This window comes from Citrobacter sp. wls619 (assembly GCF_005281345.1).
In the GTDB taxonomy this organism is placed as follows: Bacteria; Pseudomonadota; Gammaproteobacteria; order Enterobacterales; family Enterobacteriaceae; genus Citrobacter.
Genome location: NZ_SZXJ01000035.1, coordinates 306,138 through 325,088, shown reverse-complemented (window position 1 = coordinate 325,088; position 18,951 = coordinate 306,138). Strand labels below are relative to the sequence as shown.

General features: G+C 54.0%; 21 protein-coding genes. 15 read left to right on the top strand and 6 right to left on the bottom strand.

From position 1 onward, the window contains the following. Positions 1-159: 159 nt before the first annotated feature. Entirely contained in the window at positions 160-1,086 is a 927-nt protein-coding gene (gene dsdC, locus FDX19_RS07145) for a DNA-binding transcriptional regulator DsdC (RefSeq protein ID WP_137382204.1), read from the top strand. 78 nt (positions 1,087-1,164) lie between these two features. Next, positions 1,165-2,247 (top strand): cellulase family glycosylhydrolase, encoded by a 1,083-nt coding sequence (locus tag FDX19_RS07140; protein WP_137382178.1) that lies wholly within the window; start codon positions 1,165-1,167, stop codon positions 2,245-2,247. Here the strand turns inward: FDX19_RS07140 and emrD are convergent. From emrD to tisB, 3 genes are all read right to left on the bottom strand, one after another. Next, positions 2,174-3,358: a multidrug efflux MFS transporter EmrD gene (emrD, locus tag FDX19_RS07135; protein WP_137382177.1), complete on the bottom strand. Its 1,185-nt coding sequence runs from the start codon at positions 3,356-3,358 to the stop codon at positions 2,174-2,176. The two genes, FDX19_RS07140 and emrD, sit on opposite strands and share 74 nt — an antisense overlap. A gap of 193 nt (positions 3,359-3,551) precedes the next feature. Continuing rightward, positions 3,552-4,412, bottom strand: a complete 861-nt coding sequence (locus FDX19_RS07130) for a DMT family transporter (protein WP_137382176.1) — start codon at positions 4,410-4,412, stop codon at positions 3,552-3,554. Positions 4,413-4,508: 96 nt separating this feature from the next. Beyond that, positions 4,509-4,598, bottom strand: a complete 90-nt coding sequence (tisB, locus tag FDX19_RS07125; RefSeq protein ID WP_003840643.1) for a type I toxin-antitoxin system toxin TisB — start codon at positions 4,596-4,598, stop codon at positions 4,509-4,511. Positions 4,599-5,118: 520 nt separating this feature from the next. Here tisB and ivbL point away from each other — a divergent pair. The 7 genes from ivbL to uhpT all read left to right on the top strand — a co-directional run bounded on the left by ivbL (position 5,119) and on the right by uhpT (position 12,345). After that, positions 5,119-5,217, top strand: a complete 99-nt coding sequence (gene ivbL, locus FDX19_RS07115; protein WP_003827118.1) for an ilvB operon leader peptide IvbL — start codon at positions 5,119-5,121, stop codon at positions 5,215-5,217. 107 nt (positions 5,218-5,324) lie between these two features. Further along, a complete protein-coding gene (ilvB, locus tag FDX19_RS07110) occupies positions 5,325-7,013 on the top strand; it encodes an acetolactate synthase large subunit (protein WP_137382174.1) in 1,689 nt (562 codons plus the stop codon). A 3-nt stretch (positions 7,014-7,016) separates the two neighbouring features. Continuing rightward, positions 7,017-7,307, top strand: a complete 291-nt coding sequence (ilvN, locus tag FDX19_RS07105) for an acetolactate synthase small subunit (RefSeq protein ID WP_003023914.1) — start codon at positions 7,017-7,019, stop codon at positions 7,305-7,307. Positions 7,308-7,380: 73 nt separating this feature from the next. Next, on the top strand, positions 7,381-7,974 hold the full coding sequence (uhpA, locus tag FDX19_RS07100) for a transcriptional regulator UhpA (protein WP_137382173.1): 594 nt from the start codon (positions 7,381-7,383) through the stop codon (positions 7,972-7,974). Continuing rightward, positions 7,971-9,473 (top strand): signal transduction histidine-protein kinase/phosphatase UhpB, encoded by a 1,503-nt coding sequence (uhpB, locus tag FDX19_RS07095; protein ID WP_137382172.1) that lies wholly within the window; start codon positions 7,971-7,973, stop codon positions 9,471-9,473. The genes uhpA and uhpB overlap by 4 nt, the downstream gene beginning before the upstream one ends. 9 nt (positions 9,474-9,482) lie before the next feature. Next, positions 9,483-10,811 carry an MFS transporter gene (locus FDX19_RS07090; RefSeq protein WP_137382171.1) on the top strand — a complete coding sequence of 443 codons (1,329 nt, stop codon included), beginning with the start codon at positions 9,483-9,485 and terminating at the stop codon, positions 10,809-10,811. Between the two features lie 142 nt (positions 10,812-10,953). Continuing rightward, positions 10,954-12,345: a hexose-6-phosphate:phosphate antiporter gene (gene uhpT, locus FDX19_RS07085; protein ID WP_137382170.1), complete on the top strand. Its 1,392-nt coding sequence runs from the start codon at positions 10,954-10,956 to the stop codon at positions 12,343-12,345. 42 nt (positions 12,346-12,387) lie between these two features. On the opposite strand, the gene FDX19_RS07080 is transcribed toward uhpT, so the two are convergent. Continuing rightward, a complete protein-coding gene (locus FDX19_RS07080; protein WP_137382169.1) occupies positions 12,388-13,293 on the bottom strand; it encodes a LysR family transcriptional regulator in 906 nt (301 codons plus the stop codon). A 105-nt stretch (positions 13,294-13,398) separates the two neighbouring features. Between FDX19_RS07080 and FDX19_RS07075 the strand changes: the two genes are divergently transcribed. The 5 genes from FDX19_RS07075 (at position 13,399) to nepI (ending at position 16,519) form a co-directional block, all read left to right on the top strand. Then, entirely contained in the window at positions 13,399-13,851 is a 453-nt protein-coding gene (locus FDX19_RS07075) for a DUF1198 family protein (protein WP_137382168.1), read from the top strand. A gap of 99 nt (positions 13,852-13,950) precedes the next feature. Further along, the gene (locus tag FDX19_RS07070) at positions 13,951-14,478 is read left to right on the top strand and encodes an SRPBCC domain-containing protein (RefSeq protein ID WP_137382167.1); all 528 of its coding nucleotides are present in this window, start codon (positions 13,951-13,953) and stop codon (positions 14,476-14,478) included. A gap of 78 nt (positions 14,479-14,556) precedes the next feature. Then, complete coding sequence (locus tag FDX19_RS07065; RefSeq protein WP_137382166.1) at positions 14,557-14,898, top strand: type II toxin-antitoxin system RelE/ParE family toxin; 342 nt, start codon at positions 14,557-14,559, stop codon at positions 14,896-14,898. 9 nt (positions 14,899-14,907) lie between these two features. Then, positions 14,908-15,207: a helix-turn-helix domain-containing protein gene (locus FDX19_RS07060; protein WP_006687695.1), complete on the top strand. Its 300-nt coding sequence runs from the start codon at positions 14,908-14,910 to the stop codon at positions 15,205-15,207. A gap of 118 nt (positions 15,208-15,325) precedes the next feature. Then, the gene (gene nepI / locus FDX19_RS07055; protein ID WP_137382165.1) at positions 15,326-16,519 is read left to right on the top strand and encodes a purine ribonucleoside efflux pump NepI; all 1,194 of its coding nucleotides are present in this window, start codon (positions 15,326-15,328) and stop codon (positions 16,517-16,519) included. A 46-nt stretch (positions 16,520-16,565) separates the two neighbouring features. Here nepI and FDX19_RS07050 read toward each other — a convergent pair whose 3' ends face one another. After that, entirely contained in the window at positions 16,566-17,948 is a 1,383-nt protein-coding gene (locus FDX19_RS07050) for a glycoside hydrolase family 1 protein (protein ID WP_137382164.1), read from the bottom strand. A 94-nt stretch (positions 17,949-18,042) separates the two neighbouring features. Continuing rightward, complete coding sequence (locus FDX19_RS07045) at positions 18,043-18,336, bottom strand: YicS family protein (RefSeq protein WP_137382163.1); 294 nt, start codon at positions 18,334-18,336, stop codon at positions 18,043-18,045. 129 nt (positions 18,337-18,465) lie between these two features. Between FDX19_RS07045 and FDX19_RS07040 the strand changes: the two genes are divergently transcribed. Further along, positions 18,466-18,882 carry a GNAT family N-acetyltransferase gene (locus FDX19_RS07040; protein ID WP_137382162.1) on the top strand — a complete coding sequence of 139 codons (417 nt, stop codon included), beginning with the start codon at positions 18,466-18,468 and terminating at the stop codon, positions 18,880-18,882. Positions 18,883-18,951 lie beyond the last annotated feature (69 nt).

The following is an 18,951-nucleotide window of genomic DNA, read 5'->3' as shown; positions in this document are numbered from 1 at the left end:
AAATCCCCTTTCACGTGAGCCAGATTGAATCAAAAGAGTGATTCACCTCAAATAATGGCCTGGTAATGCGATATGGTTCACTCTGATTCATCTTTACGCTGATTTTTACAGCGGATTTTTTTACACTTCGGCGAAAGAGTCAGGATGAAAGAGGTGAATATGGACCCCCTTCGCGAAGTCAGAAATCGGCTGCTTAACGGCTGGCAGCTGTCGAAGCTGTATACCTTTGAAGTGGCGGCCAGGCATCAGTCGTTTGCGCTGGCAGCAGACGAACTGTCGTTAAGTCCCAGCGCCGTCAGCCACCGCATTAACCAGCTGGAAGAGGAGCTGGGCATTCAGCTGTTTGTGCGCTCGCACCGCAAAGTGGAGCTTACCCACGAAGGCAAACGGGTGTTCTGGGCGTTGAAATCGTCGCTGGATACGCTGAATCAGGAAATCCTCGATATCAAAAACCAGGAGCTGTCCGGGACGCTCACTGTGTACTCACGCCCCTCCATCGCCCAGTGCTGGCTGGTTCCGGCGCTTGGTGACTTTACCCGTCGCTATCCGTCGATTTCGCTGACCATGCTGACCGGGAATGACAACGTCAATTTGCAACGTGCCGGGGTTGATCTGGCCATTTATTTTGACGATGCCCCCTCTGCACAGCTCACCCACCATTTCCTGATGGATGAAGAGATCCTGCCGGTATGCAGCCCGGACTATGCCCGTCGTTATGATCTTACGGGGTCGTTAGTGAATCTGCCGCACTGCACGTTGCTGCACGATAGACAGGCATGGAGCAACGACTCCGGGACCGATGAATGGCACAGTTGGGCGCAACATTATGAAGTGAATTTGCCGACATCGTCGGGTATTGGCTTCGATCGTTCAGATTTAGCGGTGATTGCGGCAATGAACCATATCGGCGTAGCGATGGGACGAAAGAGACTGGTACAAAAGCGCCTCGACAGCGGGGAACTGGTCGCGCCTTTCGGTGATATGGCGCTGAAATGCCATCAACACTATTACATCACCACGTTACCCGGCAGGCAGTGGCCAAAAATCGAGGCATTTATTGGCTGGCTGCAGGAGCAGGTTAAATAAGCGGGCCGTGAATATTTTTTACGCTTTCTCTCTACACCAGGTATCAAAAATCATGCTAAATACGTGATATCACACCTGATGATTTGCGTAAGGACGACCGTGTTAAAGCCGATTGTTTCCCTCTTACTGTTAGCCAGTGCCACCGTGTATGCCGCACCCCCTGCGCTGACGGCGGCGCTGTATGCGCAGCAGCTTGGGGTTGGAATGGACGTAGACTGGGCTCGCACCGATCGCGGTATCCGCGAGTTCGATCCGCTGGTGGTACGGGATTTCAAGGCGAAGGGGATCTCTCATGTGCGTATTCGTGTGGCGGGTGAGCCAACAGAAGCCAGGCTTATCCATTTGCGCAAGCTGGTAGAGGCTTGCGAGCAATACGGCGTGATCCCGATTATTGCTTATCAGGCCGATGAATATAAAAAAGACCCCAATAGCGGCAACGAAAAAGAGGTGGTTAACTGGTGGGTCGCAGTGGCGCATTACTTTGGTCAAAGCTCGCCGTTGCTGGGTTTTGACCTGATTTATGAGCCTGCCGAGAAGCTTAATCACAATCAGACTTCGCTCAATCGGGTGTATGACAAAACCATTCGTACCATCCATGCCATCGACCCGCAGCGGATGATTTTCATTGCGCCGCGACTGCGGGCTGCACCGGAAGATTTGCCTAATCTGAAATTACCGCCGCAAAGCCAGAATACCGTGCTGGCCGAATGGCATATCTTCCCGTGGGGGCCGCTAAAAAATAACGGTAAGTACCCCTGGACGTCGGGGACTGCGGCAGAAAAAGCCGCCATTCGCGCCCGTATTAATACGGCCATTCACTGGCAACAGAAAACGGGGCACGTCAGTTGGGTAGGGGGCTGGTCACCGGGAGAAACCATCAAAAACACGCCTTCTGCCGCGCAAACAGCGTTTGCACGGTTTATGGCATGTGAACTGCGCAAGGCTAAAATCCCCTATGCAATCAATGCTGATACGCAGTTTTATGATGGTGAAGAAGGCGCCTGGCGTCCGGCACTGGAGCCGTTGATTAATACGATGATTGCGCCTGAATGTGAAAAGCCCGGCGATAAGCCGGGCCATCATGCGCTTAAACCGCCTGTCCCTGATGCGACATACGTGACGCCAGCGGCAGCCAACACACAAAAATCAGCAGCCCCATAAGGGTCATCAGCAGCCCGAGGCTGGCTTGTCCGGTCTGCGGTAACATCGCGGAGAGCCACGCCAGCACGCCAGAGCCAATGTTCTGTAAGCCACCAACCAGCGCGCCGGCAGTACCTGCCAGGAACGGGAAAGGCTCCATTGCGCCGCTGGTTGCCAGTGGGAACAACATCCCCGCACCGAAGAAGAACAACGCGGCAGGAACCAGCAGTGTCCAGACGTTCATCACATCAAACAAACCTGGGATCCACATCATCAACCCGGCAACCAGGCAGCAGGTAACCGACTGCCACATGAGAGTCGAGAAACGCTTGTTCGGGCGACCGGCGAACCAGGCGCCGAAAAACGCCGCCGGGATGGGCAGAATAAACAGGATACTGACCACCATGCTGCTTAAACCGAGCCGTGCGCCCAACAATACCCCGGAGCAGGCTTCGAAGACCGCAACGCCTGCCAGGCCGCCGATCAACATCAGCACGTAACAGGTAAATGCGCCGTTGCCAAACAGGGTTTTGTAGCTGGCAATCAGCCGTGGACGTGGCGCGCCAGCAGGCCGTGTTTCCGGCATCCAGCGCGCCATGCTAAACGTGACACCCGCGCACAGAATCAGCAGAAAAATATAGCAGGCGCGCCAGTTCCACAGCGTATCCAGCATACCGCCAATCAGCGGTGCCAGCAGCGGACTGACCAGGATACCCATGTTTAACAAACTATTCGCGTGGCGCAGCTGAGTACCCTCATACAGGTCTCGCGGTAGGGTTCGCGCCATCACACCGCCGACGCCTGTCCCCATCCCCTGGATGGCACTGGCGATAATCAATACCGTCAGACTATGGGTAGTAATGGCGACCAGCGTAGCCAGCATAAAAATAGACATCCCGGCGAGGATCACCGGGCGACGACCTACGCGGTCGGAAAGCGGGCCGTAAAACAGTTGTGACACGCCGTAGGTCAGCAGGTAGGCAGCCATTACGCTTTGCACCGCGCCTTCGCGAACGTTCAGTTCACGCGCCATATCAGCAATCGCGGGGATATAAATGGTTTGCGCCATCTGACCCACCGCCACCAGTAATACCAACATCAACAACAAATTGACGCTTCTATGCCTTTTCATTTCGCTGATTACTTTTCAAATGAAGAAAAAATAAGAATAAGGTGCTGCACTTTCCCATAAATGCGCGTGGAATCTACCACAACAGAAAAAGAAGGCCAGATAGTGGGCTGGAATGTTTAAACGATGAACGGCAGGAAATGTAAACAAATAGCGGCAACAAATGTTGCCGGATTGCGTCGGGTTTACCGTGCGATCACGACAAGCGTAGTAATACTGCGCCAGCGGCAATGCCTGCGGCCGCGACAAGACGTATTCCGGCAACCTTTTCTTTCAGCAGCAGCCACGCAAGCAGTGCGCCAAACAGAATGGATGTTTCACGCAGTGCGGCTACCACCGCCAGCGGGGCCTGAGTCATCGCCCACAGTGCCAGCCCGTAAGAACCCATGGTGCCAATCCCGCCAAGAATACCTTTCTTCCACTGGTGCGCCAGATAGCGGGAGGCTTCGCGGCGTCTGGCAATCATCGCCCAGCTCAACAAGCAGGAGCCGTTCAGAAAGAAGGTCCACAGCGTGTAGCCCAGTGCAGTTTCTGAAAGCCGGACACCGGTGCCATCAACCAGCGTATAGCCGGCGATAAAACAGGCATTAATGAGCGCCAGAACGATCCCTCGTTGCGAACTACTGCGACCATTAAATGCCATGCCGAGGATCGCCAGGCAGATTGTGGCAATTCCCACCCAGGCCAGCATTGACAGACTATCGCCGAGAAACAGGACGCTGATGATAGCGACCAACAATGGGGCGGTGCCGCGCATGATGGGATAGGTCTGGCTCATGTCCGAAACCTGGTAGGTTTTGGCAACCAGTACGGTGTACACCACCTGTAATGCGGTTGAGACCGCTAAGTACGGCAGGCTGGCGGCAGAAGGATGAGGTGCAAAAGGCAGACAAATCAACGCCATGACGGCAGCCGATCCGCTGACGCTGATGGCGGAATACAACTTGTCATTTCCTGCTTTAACAATGGCGTTCCAGCTGGCATGGAGCAGCGCGGCGAACAGCAAAATGCAGAAAACAGAAAGCGTCATAGCGGTCTTCGTCCCTGAGTATGTCATAAAAACGTAACATATTGGCGCGGTATGCGCACCAGGGCAACGGTGAAAGGGGAGCAGGTGATAACCCGCTCCCCTTAAGTGCGACTTGAATCTGAACTATTTTATATACTTCAGAACAGCATCAAGCAGTTGCAGTGCTGCAACGATGAGTTTGAGGATAAGAATAGCGATATCCACGAGGCTCATACGCTCTCCTTTTGGTACAAGGAGCACGGTGCTGGCGTACCTCGCCGCTGCCTGTTGCCAGCACCTTTGTTGACGTAACACAGTGTGCTCACTTCGGGGGTTAAGGCGCTGACGGCACCACCCGTTTCAGCCAGGACTTTGATGCGCCGGTAAAACAGCGGCCCCCTCGCGCACTGCGAACATTCACATTATAGATAAATACTGTATGTATGAACAGTATTTTATGGACAATATCCGCAAAGCGATCCATACTCAGAAACGTCAAAATCCGTGCCTTAAATTGCGCGTTCGTTGCCGATCGCGTATACTTCTTGCGTTGACGTAACACAGTGTGTTCTGCGGTTACCAGCCGTAAACCCTGAAAAAAACCTCGCCCCGGCGGGGTTTTTTGTTTTTACATTGCGTACAGCTAAACGTGATCTTTGACGCATTTTTGCGCAGATGAAAAATTTTCCATTGTCACGCTGAAAAACCTGTGTTTGTATAAATCCTGTTAACCAACAAACAGACAAGGTCCCTAATGAACCCTTCCATGCTGACTGCGACCCTACTAAAAACTGCGCCATCTCGCGCAGCGGTCGTCGTGCGTGTGGTGGTGGTCGTCGGCAATGCGCCGTAGGGTCCGGAACAACACACGATTCCAAAACCCCGCCGGCGCAAACCGGGCGGGGTTTTTCGTATAAGAGACCTGCCCGGAGCAAAGGCCCAGAATAAAAGGACTGGAGCATGGCAAGTTCGGGCATCACATCCAAGCGTACGCGCTTTACGGGCGCTGAATTCATCGTTCATTTCCTGGAACGTCAGGGAATTAAAGTGGTCACCGGTATTCCTGGCGGCTCAATTCTCCCCGTCTACGACGCCTTAAGCCAAAGCACGCAAATCCGTCATATCCTGGCGCGCCACGAGCAGGGTGCGGGGTTTATCGCCCAGGGGATGGCGCGAACCGAGGGTAAACCGGCGGTGTGTATGGCCTGTAGCGGGCCGGGGGCAACTAACCTGGTTACTGCTATCGCCGATGCGCGCCTGGACTCTATTCCGTTGGTGTGTATCACCGGGCAGGTTCCGGCCTCTATGATCGGCACCGACGCCTTCCAGGAAGTTGACACCTACGGCATCTCTATCCCCATCACCAAACACAATTATCTGGTTCGCCATATCAATGAATTACCGCAGGTCATGAGCGATGCCTTCCGCATTGCGCAGTCAGGACGCCCTGGCCCGGTGTGGATAGACATACCTAAGGACATTCAAACAGCCGTATTTGACATTGAAGAGATGCCGGAGCCAGCAGAAAAAGCCCCTGCGCCAACCTTTAGCGCGGACAGCGTTCGCGATGCTGCCGCTATGATTAATGCGGCACAACGTCCGGTGTTATATCTCGGCGGCGGCGTGATTAACGCACCTGAGCGCGTACGTGAGCTGGCGGAAAAAGCGATGCTGCCCACCACCATGACCTTAATGGCGCTGGGTATGTTGCCAAAAGCGCATCCGCTGTCGTTAGGTATGCTGGGCATGCACGGCGCACGCAGCACCAACTTTATACTGCAAGAGGCTGATTTATTAATTGTTCTGGGCGCACGTTTTGATGACCGGGCGATTGGTAAAACCGAGCAGTTCTGCCCGAATGCAAAGATTATTCATGTGGATATCGATCGTGCCGAGCTGGGTAAAATCAAACAGCCGCACGTGGCCATTCAGGCGGATGTGAATGAGGTGCTGGAACAGCTGATCCCATTGATTGAGGTGCAGTCGCGCGACGCATGGCATCACATGGTGGCGGATTTGCAGCGTGAATTCCCGTGTACCATTCCACAGGAAAGCGATCCGCTCAGCCATTATGGGCTGATTAACGCCGTTGCGGCTTGCGTAGACGATAGCGCCATCATCACTACCGACGTGGGTCAGCATCAGATGTGGGCGGCGCAGGCCTACCCGCTGAATCGCCCACGTCAGTGGCTGACTTCTGGTGGTCTGGGGACCATGGGCTTCGGTCTGCCTGCAGCGATTGGCGCGGCGCTGGCGAACCCGGACAAGAAAGTGCTGTGCTTCTCCGGCGACGGCAGTCTGATGATGAATATTCAGGAAATGGCGACTGCCAGTGAAAATCAGCTGGATATTAAAATCATCCTGATGAATAACGAAGCGCTGGGTCTGGTGTATCAGCAGCAGAGCCTGTTCTATAAACAAGGCGTATTTGCTGCGACCTATCCGGGGATGATTAACTTTATGCAGATTGCCGCCGGTTTTGGTCTCGAAACCTGCGATTTAAATCATGAAGCGGATCCACAGGCGGCGCTGCAGGAGATAATTAATCGTCCAGGACCTGCGCTGATCCACGTACGTATTGATGCAGAAGAAAAAGTGTACCCGATGGTACCGCCGGGTGCGGCAAACACTGAAATGGTGGGGGAATAAGCCATGCAACAGCAGACTCATGACAACGTAATCCTGGAACTCACCGTACGCAACCACCCGGGTGTAATGACCCACGTTTGTGGACTGTTTGCCCGCCGTGCGTTCAACGTGGAAGGTATCCTCTGTCTACCGATTCAGGACAGTGATAAGAGCCGTATCTGGCTATTGGTGAATGACGACCAGCGTCTGGAGCAGATGATAAGCCAGATCGACAAACTGGAAGATGTGGTGAAAGTGGCGCGCAACCAGTCTGATCCGTCGATGTTTAACAAAATCACTGTGTTCTTTGAGTGATTCGCTCAAGGCTTGAACAGCCACGCGCTTATCGTTAAGGTAAGCGCGTTTTTTTATCCACCAGGACAAACCCATGATCACCATCGCCCTTATCGACGACCACACTATCGTCCGCTCCGGCTTTGCCCAACTGCTGGGGCTGGAACCTGATTTGCAGGTGGTGGCTGAGTTTGGCTCAGGTAGCGAGGCGCTGGCAGGATTGCCGGGGCGCGGCGTGCAGGTCTGTATCTGCGATATCTCCATGCCTGACATTTCCGGCCTCGAACTGTTAAGCCAGTTGCCAAAAGGCATGGCGATTATCATGCTCTCCGTCCACGACAGCCCGGCGCTGGTGGAGCAGGCGTTGAACGCAGGGGCGCGAGGCTTCCTCTCAAAACGCTGTAGCCCCGATGAGCTGATTGCCGCGGTGCGTACCGTGGCGACCGGCGGCTGCTATTTAACGCCGGACATCGCCGTCAAACTGGCGGCCGGACGTCAGGACCCGCTCACCAAACGCGAACGTCAGGTGGCAGAAAAACTGGCGCAAGGCATGGCAGTCAAAGAGATTGCGGCTGAACTGGGCTTGTCACCAAAAACGGTACACGTGCACCGCGCCAACCTGATGGAAAAGCTGGGCGTTAGCAACGACGTCGAACTGGCCCGCCGGATGTTTGACGGCTGGCAATGAACACGTTCTTTTCCCGGTTAATCACCGTTGTTGCCTGCTTCTTTATCTTCTCTGCCGCGTGGTTCTGCCTGTGGAGCATCAGCCTGCATCTGGTTGAGCGCCCGGAACTGGCGGTATTGCTGTTTCCGTTTGGCCTGCGCCTGGGCTTGATGCTGCAATGTCCGCGTGGCTACTGGCCGGTGCTGTTGGGCGCGGAATGGCTGCTTCTTTTCTGGCTGGCGCAGGAAGTGGCGCTGGCCCATTTGCCACTTTTGATAATCGGAAGTGCCCTCACGCTACTCCCGGTGATGCTGATTTCGCGATACCGCCATCAGCGCGACTGGCGCACGTTGCTGTTGCAGGGCGCGGCACTGACCGCGGCGGCACTGCTGCAATCGTTGCCCTGGATTGGGCAAGGTGAAGCGGCGTGGACCGTGCTGCTGCTGACGCTCACCGGCGGGTTAACGCTGGCGCCGATCTGCCTGGTATTCTGGCACTATCTGACCAGCACCACCTGGCTGCCGCTGGGACCTGCGGTGGTTTCTCAACCCGTGAACTGGCGCGGACGACATCTGGTCTGGTATCTGCTGTTGTTCAGTGTCAGCCTGTGGTTGCAGTTGGGTCTGCCGAATGAGCTGTCACGTTTTACGCCGTTTTGCCTGGCGCTGCCGATCATTGCACTTGCCTGGCACTATGGCTGGCAGGGGGCGCTGATCGCTACGCTAATGAATGCCATCGCGCTGATTGCCAGCCAGACCTGGCACGACCATCCCGTCGACTTGCTGCTCTCCTTGCTGGCGCAGAGCCTGACCGGGCTGCTGCTCGGCGCGGGTATTCAGCGCCTGCGTGAACTCAACCAGTCGTTGCAAAACGAGCTGGCGCGTAATCATCGTTTGGCGGAACGTTTGTTGGAAACCGAAGAAAGCGTGCGCCGCGACGTGGCGCGTGAACTGCACGACGATATCGGGCAGACCATTACCGCGATTCGTACTCAGGCCGGTATCGTTCAGCGACTGGCGCCGGAAAACGCAGGCGTGAAGCGCAGTGGGGCGCATATCGAGCAGCTTTCACTCGGGGTATACGATTCGGTACGCCGCCTGTTGGGGCGTTTACGCCCGCGCCAGTTAGATGATTTAACGCTGGAGCAGGCTATCCGTTCGTTGATGCGGGAAATGGAGCTGGAAAGTCGCGGTATCGTCAGCCATCTCGACTGGCATATTGATGAATCTGCACTCAGCGAAAGCCAGCGGGTGACGCTGTTTCGCGTCTGCCAGGAAGGACTGAACAATATTGTTAAGCATGCCAATGCCAGTGCGGTGACGTTGCAGGGCTGGCTACAGAATGAGCGGTTGATGCTGGTGATTGAGGACGATGGCAGCGGCCTGCCGCCGGGTTCGAATCAGCAAGGATTTGGCCTCACCGGGATGCGCGAGCGCATTACGGCCCTCGGCGGTAAGCTTTCGATATCCTGTACGCACGGTACGCGGGTCAGCGTCTCTTTGCCTCAGCGTTATGTGTAAGGAATGGCAATGTTTCAGTTTCTAAAAGCCCCGGCGAATGCGCCACTCATTACCAATAAAAGTGAGGTAGATGCCCGTTATCGCTACTGGCGGCGGCATATTCTGACCACCATCTGGCTTGGCTACGCGCTGTTTTATTTCACGCGCAAAAGCTTCAACGCGGCGGTGCCGGATATCCTGACCAGCGGTGTACTGACCCGCAGCGATATTGGCCTGTTGGCGACGTTGTTTTACATCACCTACGGCCTGTCGAAGTTTGTCTCTGGTATTGTCAGCGATCGCTCCAACGCCCGCTATTTTATGGGCATTGGTTTGATTGCAACCGGCGTGGTAAACATCCTGTTCGGTTTCTCGACCTCGCTTTGGGCCTTTGCGTTACTGTGGGCATTGAATGCGTTCTTCCAGGGCTGGGGATCGCCGGTATGCGCCCGTTTGCTGACTGCCTGGTATTCGCGTACCGAGCGCGGTGGCTGGTGGGCGCTATGGAACACCGCGCATAACGTCGGCGGGGCGCTGATCCCGATGGTGATGGCGGCGACGGCGCTGCATTATGGCTGGCGTGCAGGAATGATGATTGCCGGAATACTGGCGATTGTGGTGGGATTCTTCCTGTGCTGGCGGTTGCGCGACAGGCCGCAGGCGATTGGCTTACCCCCGGTTGGCGACTGGCGACACGATGAGTTAGAAATAGCCCAGCAGCAGGAGGGCGCAGGCTTAACCCGCAAAGAAATTCTCACCCGCTATGTGTTGCTGAATCCCTACATCTGGCTGCTGTCGTTGTGTTATGTGCTGGTGTACGTAGTACGTGCGGCGATCAACGACTGGGGTAATCTGTACATGTCAGAAACGCTGGGGGTCGATCTGGTGACCGCCAATACCGCGGTGACCATGTTTGAGCTGGGCGGATTTGTCGGCGCGCTGGTGGCGGGTTGGGGCTCGGACAAGCTGTTTAACGGCAATCGTGGGCCAATGAACCTGATTTTTGCCGCCGGGATTTTGCTTTCCGTCGGTTCGTTGTGGCTGATGCCGTTCGCCAGCTACGTGATGCAAGCGGCGTGCTTTTTCACCACCGGATTCTTCGTTTTTGGCCCGCAAATGCTGATTGGTATGGCGGCGGCGGAGTGCTCGCACAAAGAGGCGGCGGGTGCGGCAACCGGGTTTGTCGGGCTATTTGCTTATCTGGGCGCTTCACTCTCCGGCTGGCCGCTGGCGAAGGTGATGGAGGTCTGGCACTGGACCGGATTTTTTGTGGTGATCGCCATTGCGGCGGGGATTTCCGCACTGCTGCTGCTGCCATTTTTGAATGCCCAGGCACCGCGTGAGCCTGGTGAAGCGTGATGTACCTCACCTTTTTGCCCCGAGTGGGGTAAAACTAAGAAATTTTCCCGGTTTCACCTGGACGCTGTCTCAGGCGTGATCCCGGGCTGATTTTTACAATGCCTGCCATTCGCAGGTATAAAAATTAGCTCGGGAGTGTCAAATGCTGGCCTTTCTCAACCAGGTGCGCAAGCCGACCCTGGATCTGCCGCTCGATGTGCGGCGCAAAATGTGGTTCAAACCGTTCATGCAGTCCTATCTGGTGGTCTTTATCGGCTATCTGACCATGTACCTGATCCGCAAAAACTTCAATATCGCGCAGAACGACATGATCTCCACCTACGGGCTGAGCATGACGCAACTGGGGATGATTGGCTTGGGCTTCTCTATCACCTACGGCGTGGGTAAAACCCTGGTTTCCTACTACGCGGACGGCAAAAACACCAAACAGTTCCTGCCATTTATGCTGATCCTCTCGGCTATCTGTATGCTCGGCTTCAGCGCCAGCATGGGCGCAGGCTCAACCAGCCTGTTCCTGATGATTACCTTCTACGCGCTGAGCGGTTTTTTCCAGAGTACCGGCGGTTCGTGTAGTTATTCCACCATCACCAAATGGACGCCGCGTCGCAAGCGGGGTTCTTACCTCGGTATGTGGAACATTTCCCACAACCTCGGTGGTGCCGGTGCGGCGGGCGTGGCGTTGTTTGGTGCCAACTACCTGTTCGACGGTCACGTCATTGGTATGTTTATCTTCCCGTCGATTATCGCCCTGATTGTTGGCTTTATCGGCCTGCGCTATGGCAGCGACTCCCCGGAATCTTATGGTCTGGGGAAAGCTGAAGAGCTGTTCGGTGAAGAGATCAGCGAAGAAGACAAAGAGACCGAAGAAAATGACATGACCAAGTGGCAGATCTTTGTTGAGTATGTGCTGAAAAACAAAGTGATCTGGCTGCTGTGTTTCTCCAACATCTTCCTGTACGTGGTGCGTATTGGTATCGACCAGTGGTCTACCGTGTACGCGTTCCAGGAACTGAAGCTCTCCAAAGAAGTGGCGATTCAGGGCTTTACCCTGTTTGAAGTGGGGGCGCTGGTCGGTACGTTGCTGTGGGGCTGGCTCTCTGACCTGGCAAACGGTCGCCGGGCGCTGGTGGCCTGTGTGGCACTGGCATTAATCATTGCGACACTGGGTGTTTACCAGCATGCCAGCAACCAGTATGTCTATCTGGCTTCGCTGTTTGCCCTCGGCTTCCTGGTGTTTGGTCCGCAGCTGTTAATCGGTGTCGCAGCCGTTGGTTTCGTACCGAAAAAAGCGATCGGCGCTGCCGATGGGATTAAAGGGACATTTGCCTATCTGATTGGTGACAGCTTCGCCAAGCTGGGTCTGGGGATGATTGCTGATGGTACACCGGTATTCGGTCTGACTGGCTGGGCAGGTACCTTCGCCGCGCTGGATGCTGCCGCTATCGGTTGTATCTGCCTGATGGCTATCGTGGCCGTGTTTGAAGAACGTAAAATTCGCCGCGAGAAAAAGATCCAGCAATTGAAAGTCGCTTAAGTGTGTAGTGGTAACTTTTCCCCGCCTTTATGGCGGGTTTTTTTATGGTTTAGACTGACTGGTTTCATGCATCAGATTGCGTAGCCACTGATGCGCCGCATCGCGGTGCGTGCGTTCGTGCCAGGCCATACTTTTAGTAAAACCAGTAATGGGCAGCGGCGGCGACACAACGTGCATCCGGGGATCGGTATAGGCCAGCCGGGCAGGGACGACGGCAATCATCTCGCTAATCGCGAGGATATCCGGCAGAACCAGAAAACTGCTGACTGACAAACCAATCTGTCGTTTTCGTCCAACCTCTGCCAGCGCATCATCGGTGACCCCCCAGAAACTTTCTCCCTTATAAGAAACCAGCACATGCTCCAGCGCGCAGAAGCGATCGAGTGTTAGCACCTGGTGGGCATCGGGATGATCATGACGCATGAGACAGACATACTCTTCGTTATATAACGAGCGGTTGTGCAGATTATCCGGTGTTGAATCCGGCGTCAGCAGCGCCAGGTCAATTTTACCCTGCTCAAACTGTGTTGTTAGCTGCTCTGGCTCAACGGGAACGACCCGCACACGAATACCTGGCGCACGTGCGCGAAGCGCGGCGATAAACGGCACGATCACCGCTTTAAGGGCGTAATCGGTAGCGGCGACGGTAAAGGTGAGCGTTTCGGTGAGTGGGTCGAACTGCGCGGGCTTAAGCAGGATATCAATGTCGCTGAGGATCTGTTTGATGGGCGCCGCCATTTCGCGAGCCCGGAGCGTCGGGACAATACCGTGCGGCGTGCGGACAAACAGCGGATCGTCAAAATAATCACGCAGACGGTTTAGCATGCCGCTGACCGCTGGTTGGGTGAGCGACAGCCGCTGCGCCGCCCGGGTGACGTTGCGTTCATCCAGCAGGGCATCCAGCGTTTTCAACAGATTAAGATCGAGGGTTCTGATATCAGATTTCATGATGTCTGCTCATGGGTTCGATAAGTCACATTATGACACGTTCAGTCGTCGACACTGGTGAATTTGCCGCTATGATGGGCGTCCTGTCGGGTAATGGATGTGCGCATGATTTGGATAATGCTGGCCACGCTGGTCGTTGTTTTTGTTGTGGGTTTTCGGGTACTGACGTCCGGGTCACGGCGCGCGATTCGCCGTCTGAGCGAACGTCTGAGTATTGATGTCGTGCCGGTAGAATCGATGATCGATCAGATGGGGAAAGTGCAGGGAGAGGCGTTTTTACAGTACCTCCATCGACCTGACGAATCGCATCTGCAAAATGCCGCCCAGGTGCTGCTAATCTGGCAAATCGTCATTGTTGACGGTAATGAACAGAATCTGCTGCAGTGGCACCGGGTGTTGCAAAAAGCCCGGCTGGCCGCGCCGATTACCGACGCACAGGTACGCCTGGCGCTCGGTTTTCTGCGCGAAATGGAGCCGGATATGCAGGAGATAAATGCGTTTCAGATGCGCTATAACGCCTTTTTTCAACCTGAGGATGGGGTGCACTGGTTGCACTGATATCAAAATATGTGATGACGGATATTTTTAATCGTCATTATATTTATATCTCTCTCCCGCGCATGATGAACCTCGTTAACTTACACGACGAGGTTCACCATGAAACAAGCGACTCAACAAAGTGCGATTATCTGGCCGCAAGCGTATTTGCCAGGGACGACTGATAACTTTGCCTCCAATGAAATCATTGTTGCCGGACTGAGCACCCGCGCCGTTTGGGCGCAGCTCAACGACACAACGCGCTGGCCGACGTATTACAGCAACGTGGCGGATATCCGGTTTCACGATGGCTCCGGACCGTTACTGAGCATGAACGCTCGTTTCCGTTTCACAACCTTTGGCTTCCCGATTGAAGCGCAAATCATCGAATATGCGCCACCGGTCGATGGTCAGGCTGCACGTATTGCCTGGCACGGCTGGGCGGAAGGGGATGCCACTACACGCCTGGATGTGATCCACGCCTGGCTCTTTGAGGATTTACCCGGCGGGCGCGTACGTATTCTGACCCAGGAGTCGCAGCGTGGTGTTCCGGCACAGGAGCTGGCACGTACGCTACCCAATCCGATGATTAACGGTCACCAGGAGTGGATAACCGGGCTGGCAAGGGCTGCGTCGATTAGCGAATAATGAGTGCGTGATAAGCATTGATTTAATAGCTAATAGGCTATAATTTACCTATGGCTTATTAGCTATGAGGGATCGCTGATGTGGGATGTGGAAACAACGGATGCTTTCGACAAGTGGTTTGATGTACAAACCGAAGCGCTCAAGGAGGATATGCTCGCAGCGATGATGATTTTGTCCGAATATGGACCCCAGTTAGGCAGGCCGTTTGCAGATACGGTGAATGATTCTGCTTTTTCAAATATGAAAGAGTTACGGGTACAACATCAGGGCAATCCCATTCGGGCGTTCTTTGCGTTTGATCCTTCCCGTCATGGCATCGTGTTATGTGCCGGGGATAAAACAGGGATAAACGAGAAGAAATTCTATAAAGATATGATCAAGTTTGCAGATATTGAGTACCGAAAGCACCTTAATAAGTAAGGAAAAATTATGGCTACCCTTAAAGAATTGATGGCTAAACAAAGCCCCGAAAGCCAGGAGCGCATTGCTGAAAAAGTAGAAGTGCTACGTCAGGCAGTTGCGTTAAATATGTTAAGGGAAGAACTGAATCTCTCTCAGGCTGAACTTGCCTCAGCAATGGGCGTCAAGCAGCCAACAATTGCAAAAATGGAACAGGCTGATAACGATCCACGCCTGTCAACTCTAAAGCGTTATGTCGCTGCGCTGGGTGGTGAGTTGAGCATTGATGTTAAGCTGCCAACAGGTAAAAGAGTCGCGTTCCATCTTTAGGAATCCGATAGCCTGGCGTTTGCAGTAAATGAAAAACAGTTGCTGAAACGTTAAATGCGTCACAAATTTAATGTTACACTGCGTAACTTTTCTACAATAACCCCACGCAGGTAACAAAATGAGTGACGCTGTTGAACAAAAATCCCGCGCTGAGGCAAATGCCCGACCGAACTGGTCGGCGGTATTCGCCGTGGCGTTCTGCGTTGCCTGCCTGATAACCGTTGAATTTCTCCCTGTTAGCCTGCTGACGCCGATGGCGCAGGATCTGGGGACTTCTGAAGGTGTGGCGGGGCAATCGGTGACCGTGACGGCATTTGTCGCTATGTTTGCCAGCCTGTTTGTGACGCAAATTATTCAGGCGACCGATCGTCGTTATGTGGTGATCCTCTTTTCGGTGCTGCTGACGCTTTCCTGTCTGCTGGTTTCCTTTGCCAATTCTTTTTCGCTGCTGCTCGTTGGCCGCGCCTGCCTCGGTCTGGCTCTTGGCGGCTTTTGGGCGATGTCGGCGTCGCTGACCATGCGTCTGGTCCCTGCACGTACGGTGCCGAAAGCGCTGTCGGTGATTTTTGGCGCAGTCTCTATCGCACTGGTCATTGCCGCCCCGCTGGGGAGTTTCTTAGGTGGCATCATTGGCTGGCGCAACGTCTTTAATGCCGCGGCGGTGATGGGCGTGCTGTGCACTATTTGGGTGGTGAGAGCGTTGCCTTCGCTGCCTGGCGAACCTTCGCATCAGAAACAAAACATGTTCAGCCTGTTGCAGCGTCCAGGGGTGATGGCCGGGATGATTGCCATCTTCATGTCCTTTGCCGGGCAGTTCGCCTTCTTTACCTATATTCGCCCGATCTACATGAATCTGGCGGGCTTTGGCGTTGATGGCCTGACGCTGGTGCTGCTGAGTTTTGGCATTGCCAGCTTTGTCGGGACGTCGCTCTCCTCGGTAATTCTGAAGCGCTCGGTAAAACTGGCCTTAGCCGGTGCGCCGCTGGTGCTGGCGCTCAGCGCGCTGGTGCTGATTCTATGGGGCAGTGACAAAGTGGTGGCGGCCGCAATTGCGATTATCTGGGGGCTGGCGTTTGCGTTGGTACCGGTCGGTTGGTCGACGTGGATCACCCGTTCTTTGGCCGATCAGGCAGAGAAAGCCGGGTCCGTTCAGGTCGCCGTGATCCAGCTTGCCAATACCTGCGGGGCAGCGGTGGGAGGCTATGCGCTCGATAACCTTGGTTTGCTGTCGCCCCTGATGCTCTCCGGCAGCCTGATGCTGCTAACGGCGCTTCTGGTGGCGGCGAAAGTTCGCATAAAAGGTATGCAATAAACTAAAGCTCGGTATGCCGGATCGCTATCCGGCATCCAGGTTGGTTTTAATCAAAACCATTGTTTTCGGCGGTATGAGCAAACCATTCGCCACTCTTTTTCACCGTGCGTTTTTGCGTTTCCAGATCGAGCTGGACAAAACCGTAGCGGTTTTTGTATCCGTTCAGCCATGACCAGTTATCAATAAAGGTCCACATATGGTAGCCAAGACAATTGCAGCCTTCGCTAATGCCTTTGTGTAGCCATTTCAGATGTTCAGATACAAATTCAATACGATAGCTGTCGTTTATCTGGTCCTGCTCGATGAAACGCTGCTCATTTTCGACACCCATACCGTTTTCAGAAATAAAACAGCGCGGATTGCCGTAATTCTCACGCAGGTTGGTAATAATATCGTAAATACCCGGCTCATAGATTTCCCAGCCACGGTAAGGGTTCATTTTACGTCCCGGCATTTCGTAGTAATCAAATAACCATTCCGGCATAAACGGTGCGTTCGGATTGACTGCGCTATCACGACATTTCACGCGACGCGGTTGGTAATAGTTAATCCCCAGCAGGTCGATTTTGCCGTCGGCGATCAACTGCGCGTCGTCGGGCTGGCAGGTCGGAAGCTGATCGTATTCTTTCAGCAATGCCACCAGATCTGCCGGGTATTCACCCTTCAGCACCGGGTCGAGGAAACTACGGTTAAAGAGCAGGTCTGCATAGTGTGCGGCTTTCACATCGGCCGGGTTTTGCGAGCGCGGGTAGGAAGGCGTTAAATTCAGCACCACGCCGATTTCACCGTCATGGTTTGCGTCACGATACGCCCGAACCGCCATCGAATGTGCCAGAATGGTGTGGTACGCCACCGTCGCGGCGCGTTTGAAATCCACCACGTTAGGGTAGTGGAAATCATACAGATAACCGCCTTCTACCGGGACAATCGGTTCGTTAAAGGTGAACCAGTGCTTCACCCGATTGCCGAACAAGTTAAAGCAGGTCTGTGCATAGTGGCCAAATGCCTCGACCACTTCACGGTTTTCCCAGCCGCCTTTCTCCTGCATCACCATCGGCATGTCAAAATGGAACAGGGTGATAAAGGGTGTAATACCTTGTGCCAGCAGCTCGTCGATGACGTTGTTATAAAAATCAACGGCCTCTGGATTCACCTCACCCGTGCCGTTTGGGATCAGGCGTGACCAGCTCAGCGATGTACGAAAGCTGTTATGTTTCAGCTGGTTGAGTAGGGCGATGTCCTGTTTCCAATGCTGATAAAACGTGGATGTGTTCGCCGGACCAATTCCCTGATGGAACCGACCCGGTTGGCGGTCGAACCACACATCCCATGTGGTCTGGCTTTTGCCGCCGTTGAGGCTATCACCTTCCGTTTGCAGCGCGGAGCAGGCACTGCCCCACCAGAAGTTCGCAGGAAAACGGTATCGCATTATTGTTGCTCCCTTACTCTTTATTCGTTGTGGCAACAATACGTGTTTTTGCGATACAGAAACCGGTTACAGTGCTCATTTTCCAACATAATGGCTATAAATCCGGGCACTCAACTTTGCCAAGCGCTTCCCAGTAGTTGTTCTGATTGTTTCTTTCTATCGCCACAATAGCTTCACGGATGTGCTGCTGATTGCGCGTATCAGACATAATTGTTTTTTCCCACACTTCATCCGATGGTGACCCCTGTGGGGTGCAAAGTTTGCGCAAATCCTTGAGTACGGTGTTCTTTTCGTGAACCGACTGTAACCCGCCGTAAGCTGAGTCAGCCTGCGCCAGGCCTGGTAGCGTGAAAAGGACGGCAATAATCGGAAAAATGACTCGTTTCATGATAATAATCCTTGTTGTTGATGCGCATCATCTCAAGAGTAAGTGTAGACGGCATACGGCTCACTCATCAGCCTGTGTTAACGTTTAAAAATAAATCAGCCAGAAGTTGTAGTATTTCAGGAGGATAGGATGCAAATACAGATTACCGATACGATTACCGAAGACGATCAAAATGCCCTGCTTGCCGGACTACGCGCTTACAATCGCCAGTTTCTGAAAACGACCAATTTTGGCGACCTGGCAGTGTACTGGCGCGATGAGCGCAATGAAATTGTGGGTGGGCTGATCGGCAAAATCAAAGGTGAATGGTTGTGCATTGATTTCCTGTGGATGCATGACTCGCTGCGTAAAGGCGGTTACGGCACAAAATTGATGCAGGCTGCAGAACAGACGGCGCGTGAGAGAGGATGCCTGCATGCGCTGGTGGATACCATGAGCTTCCAGGCGCTGCCGTTTTATCAGAAAAACGGCTATCAGCTGCAAATGACCCTCGATAACTTCCCGGAAACCGGTTCCGCGCGCCATTATTTGTCAAAAACGTTTTGATGACCGGAAGGTCTGGACGCCGCCTCACTTTCTTGCGCAGCAGAATAGTGTATGTTCTGAACAATCATT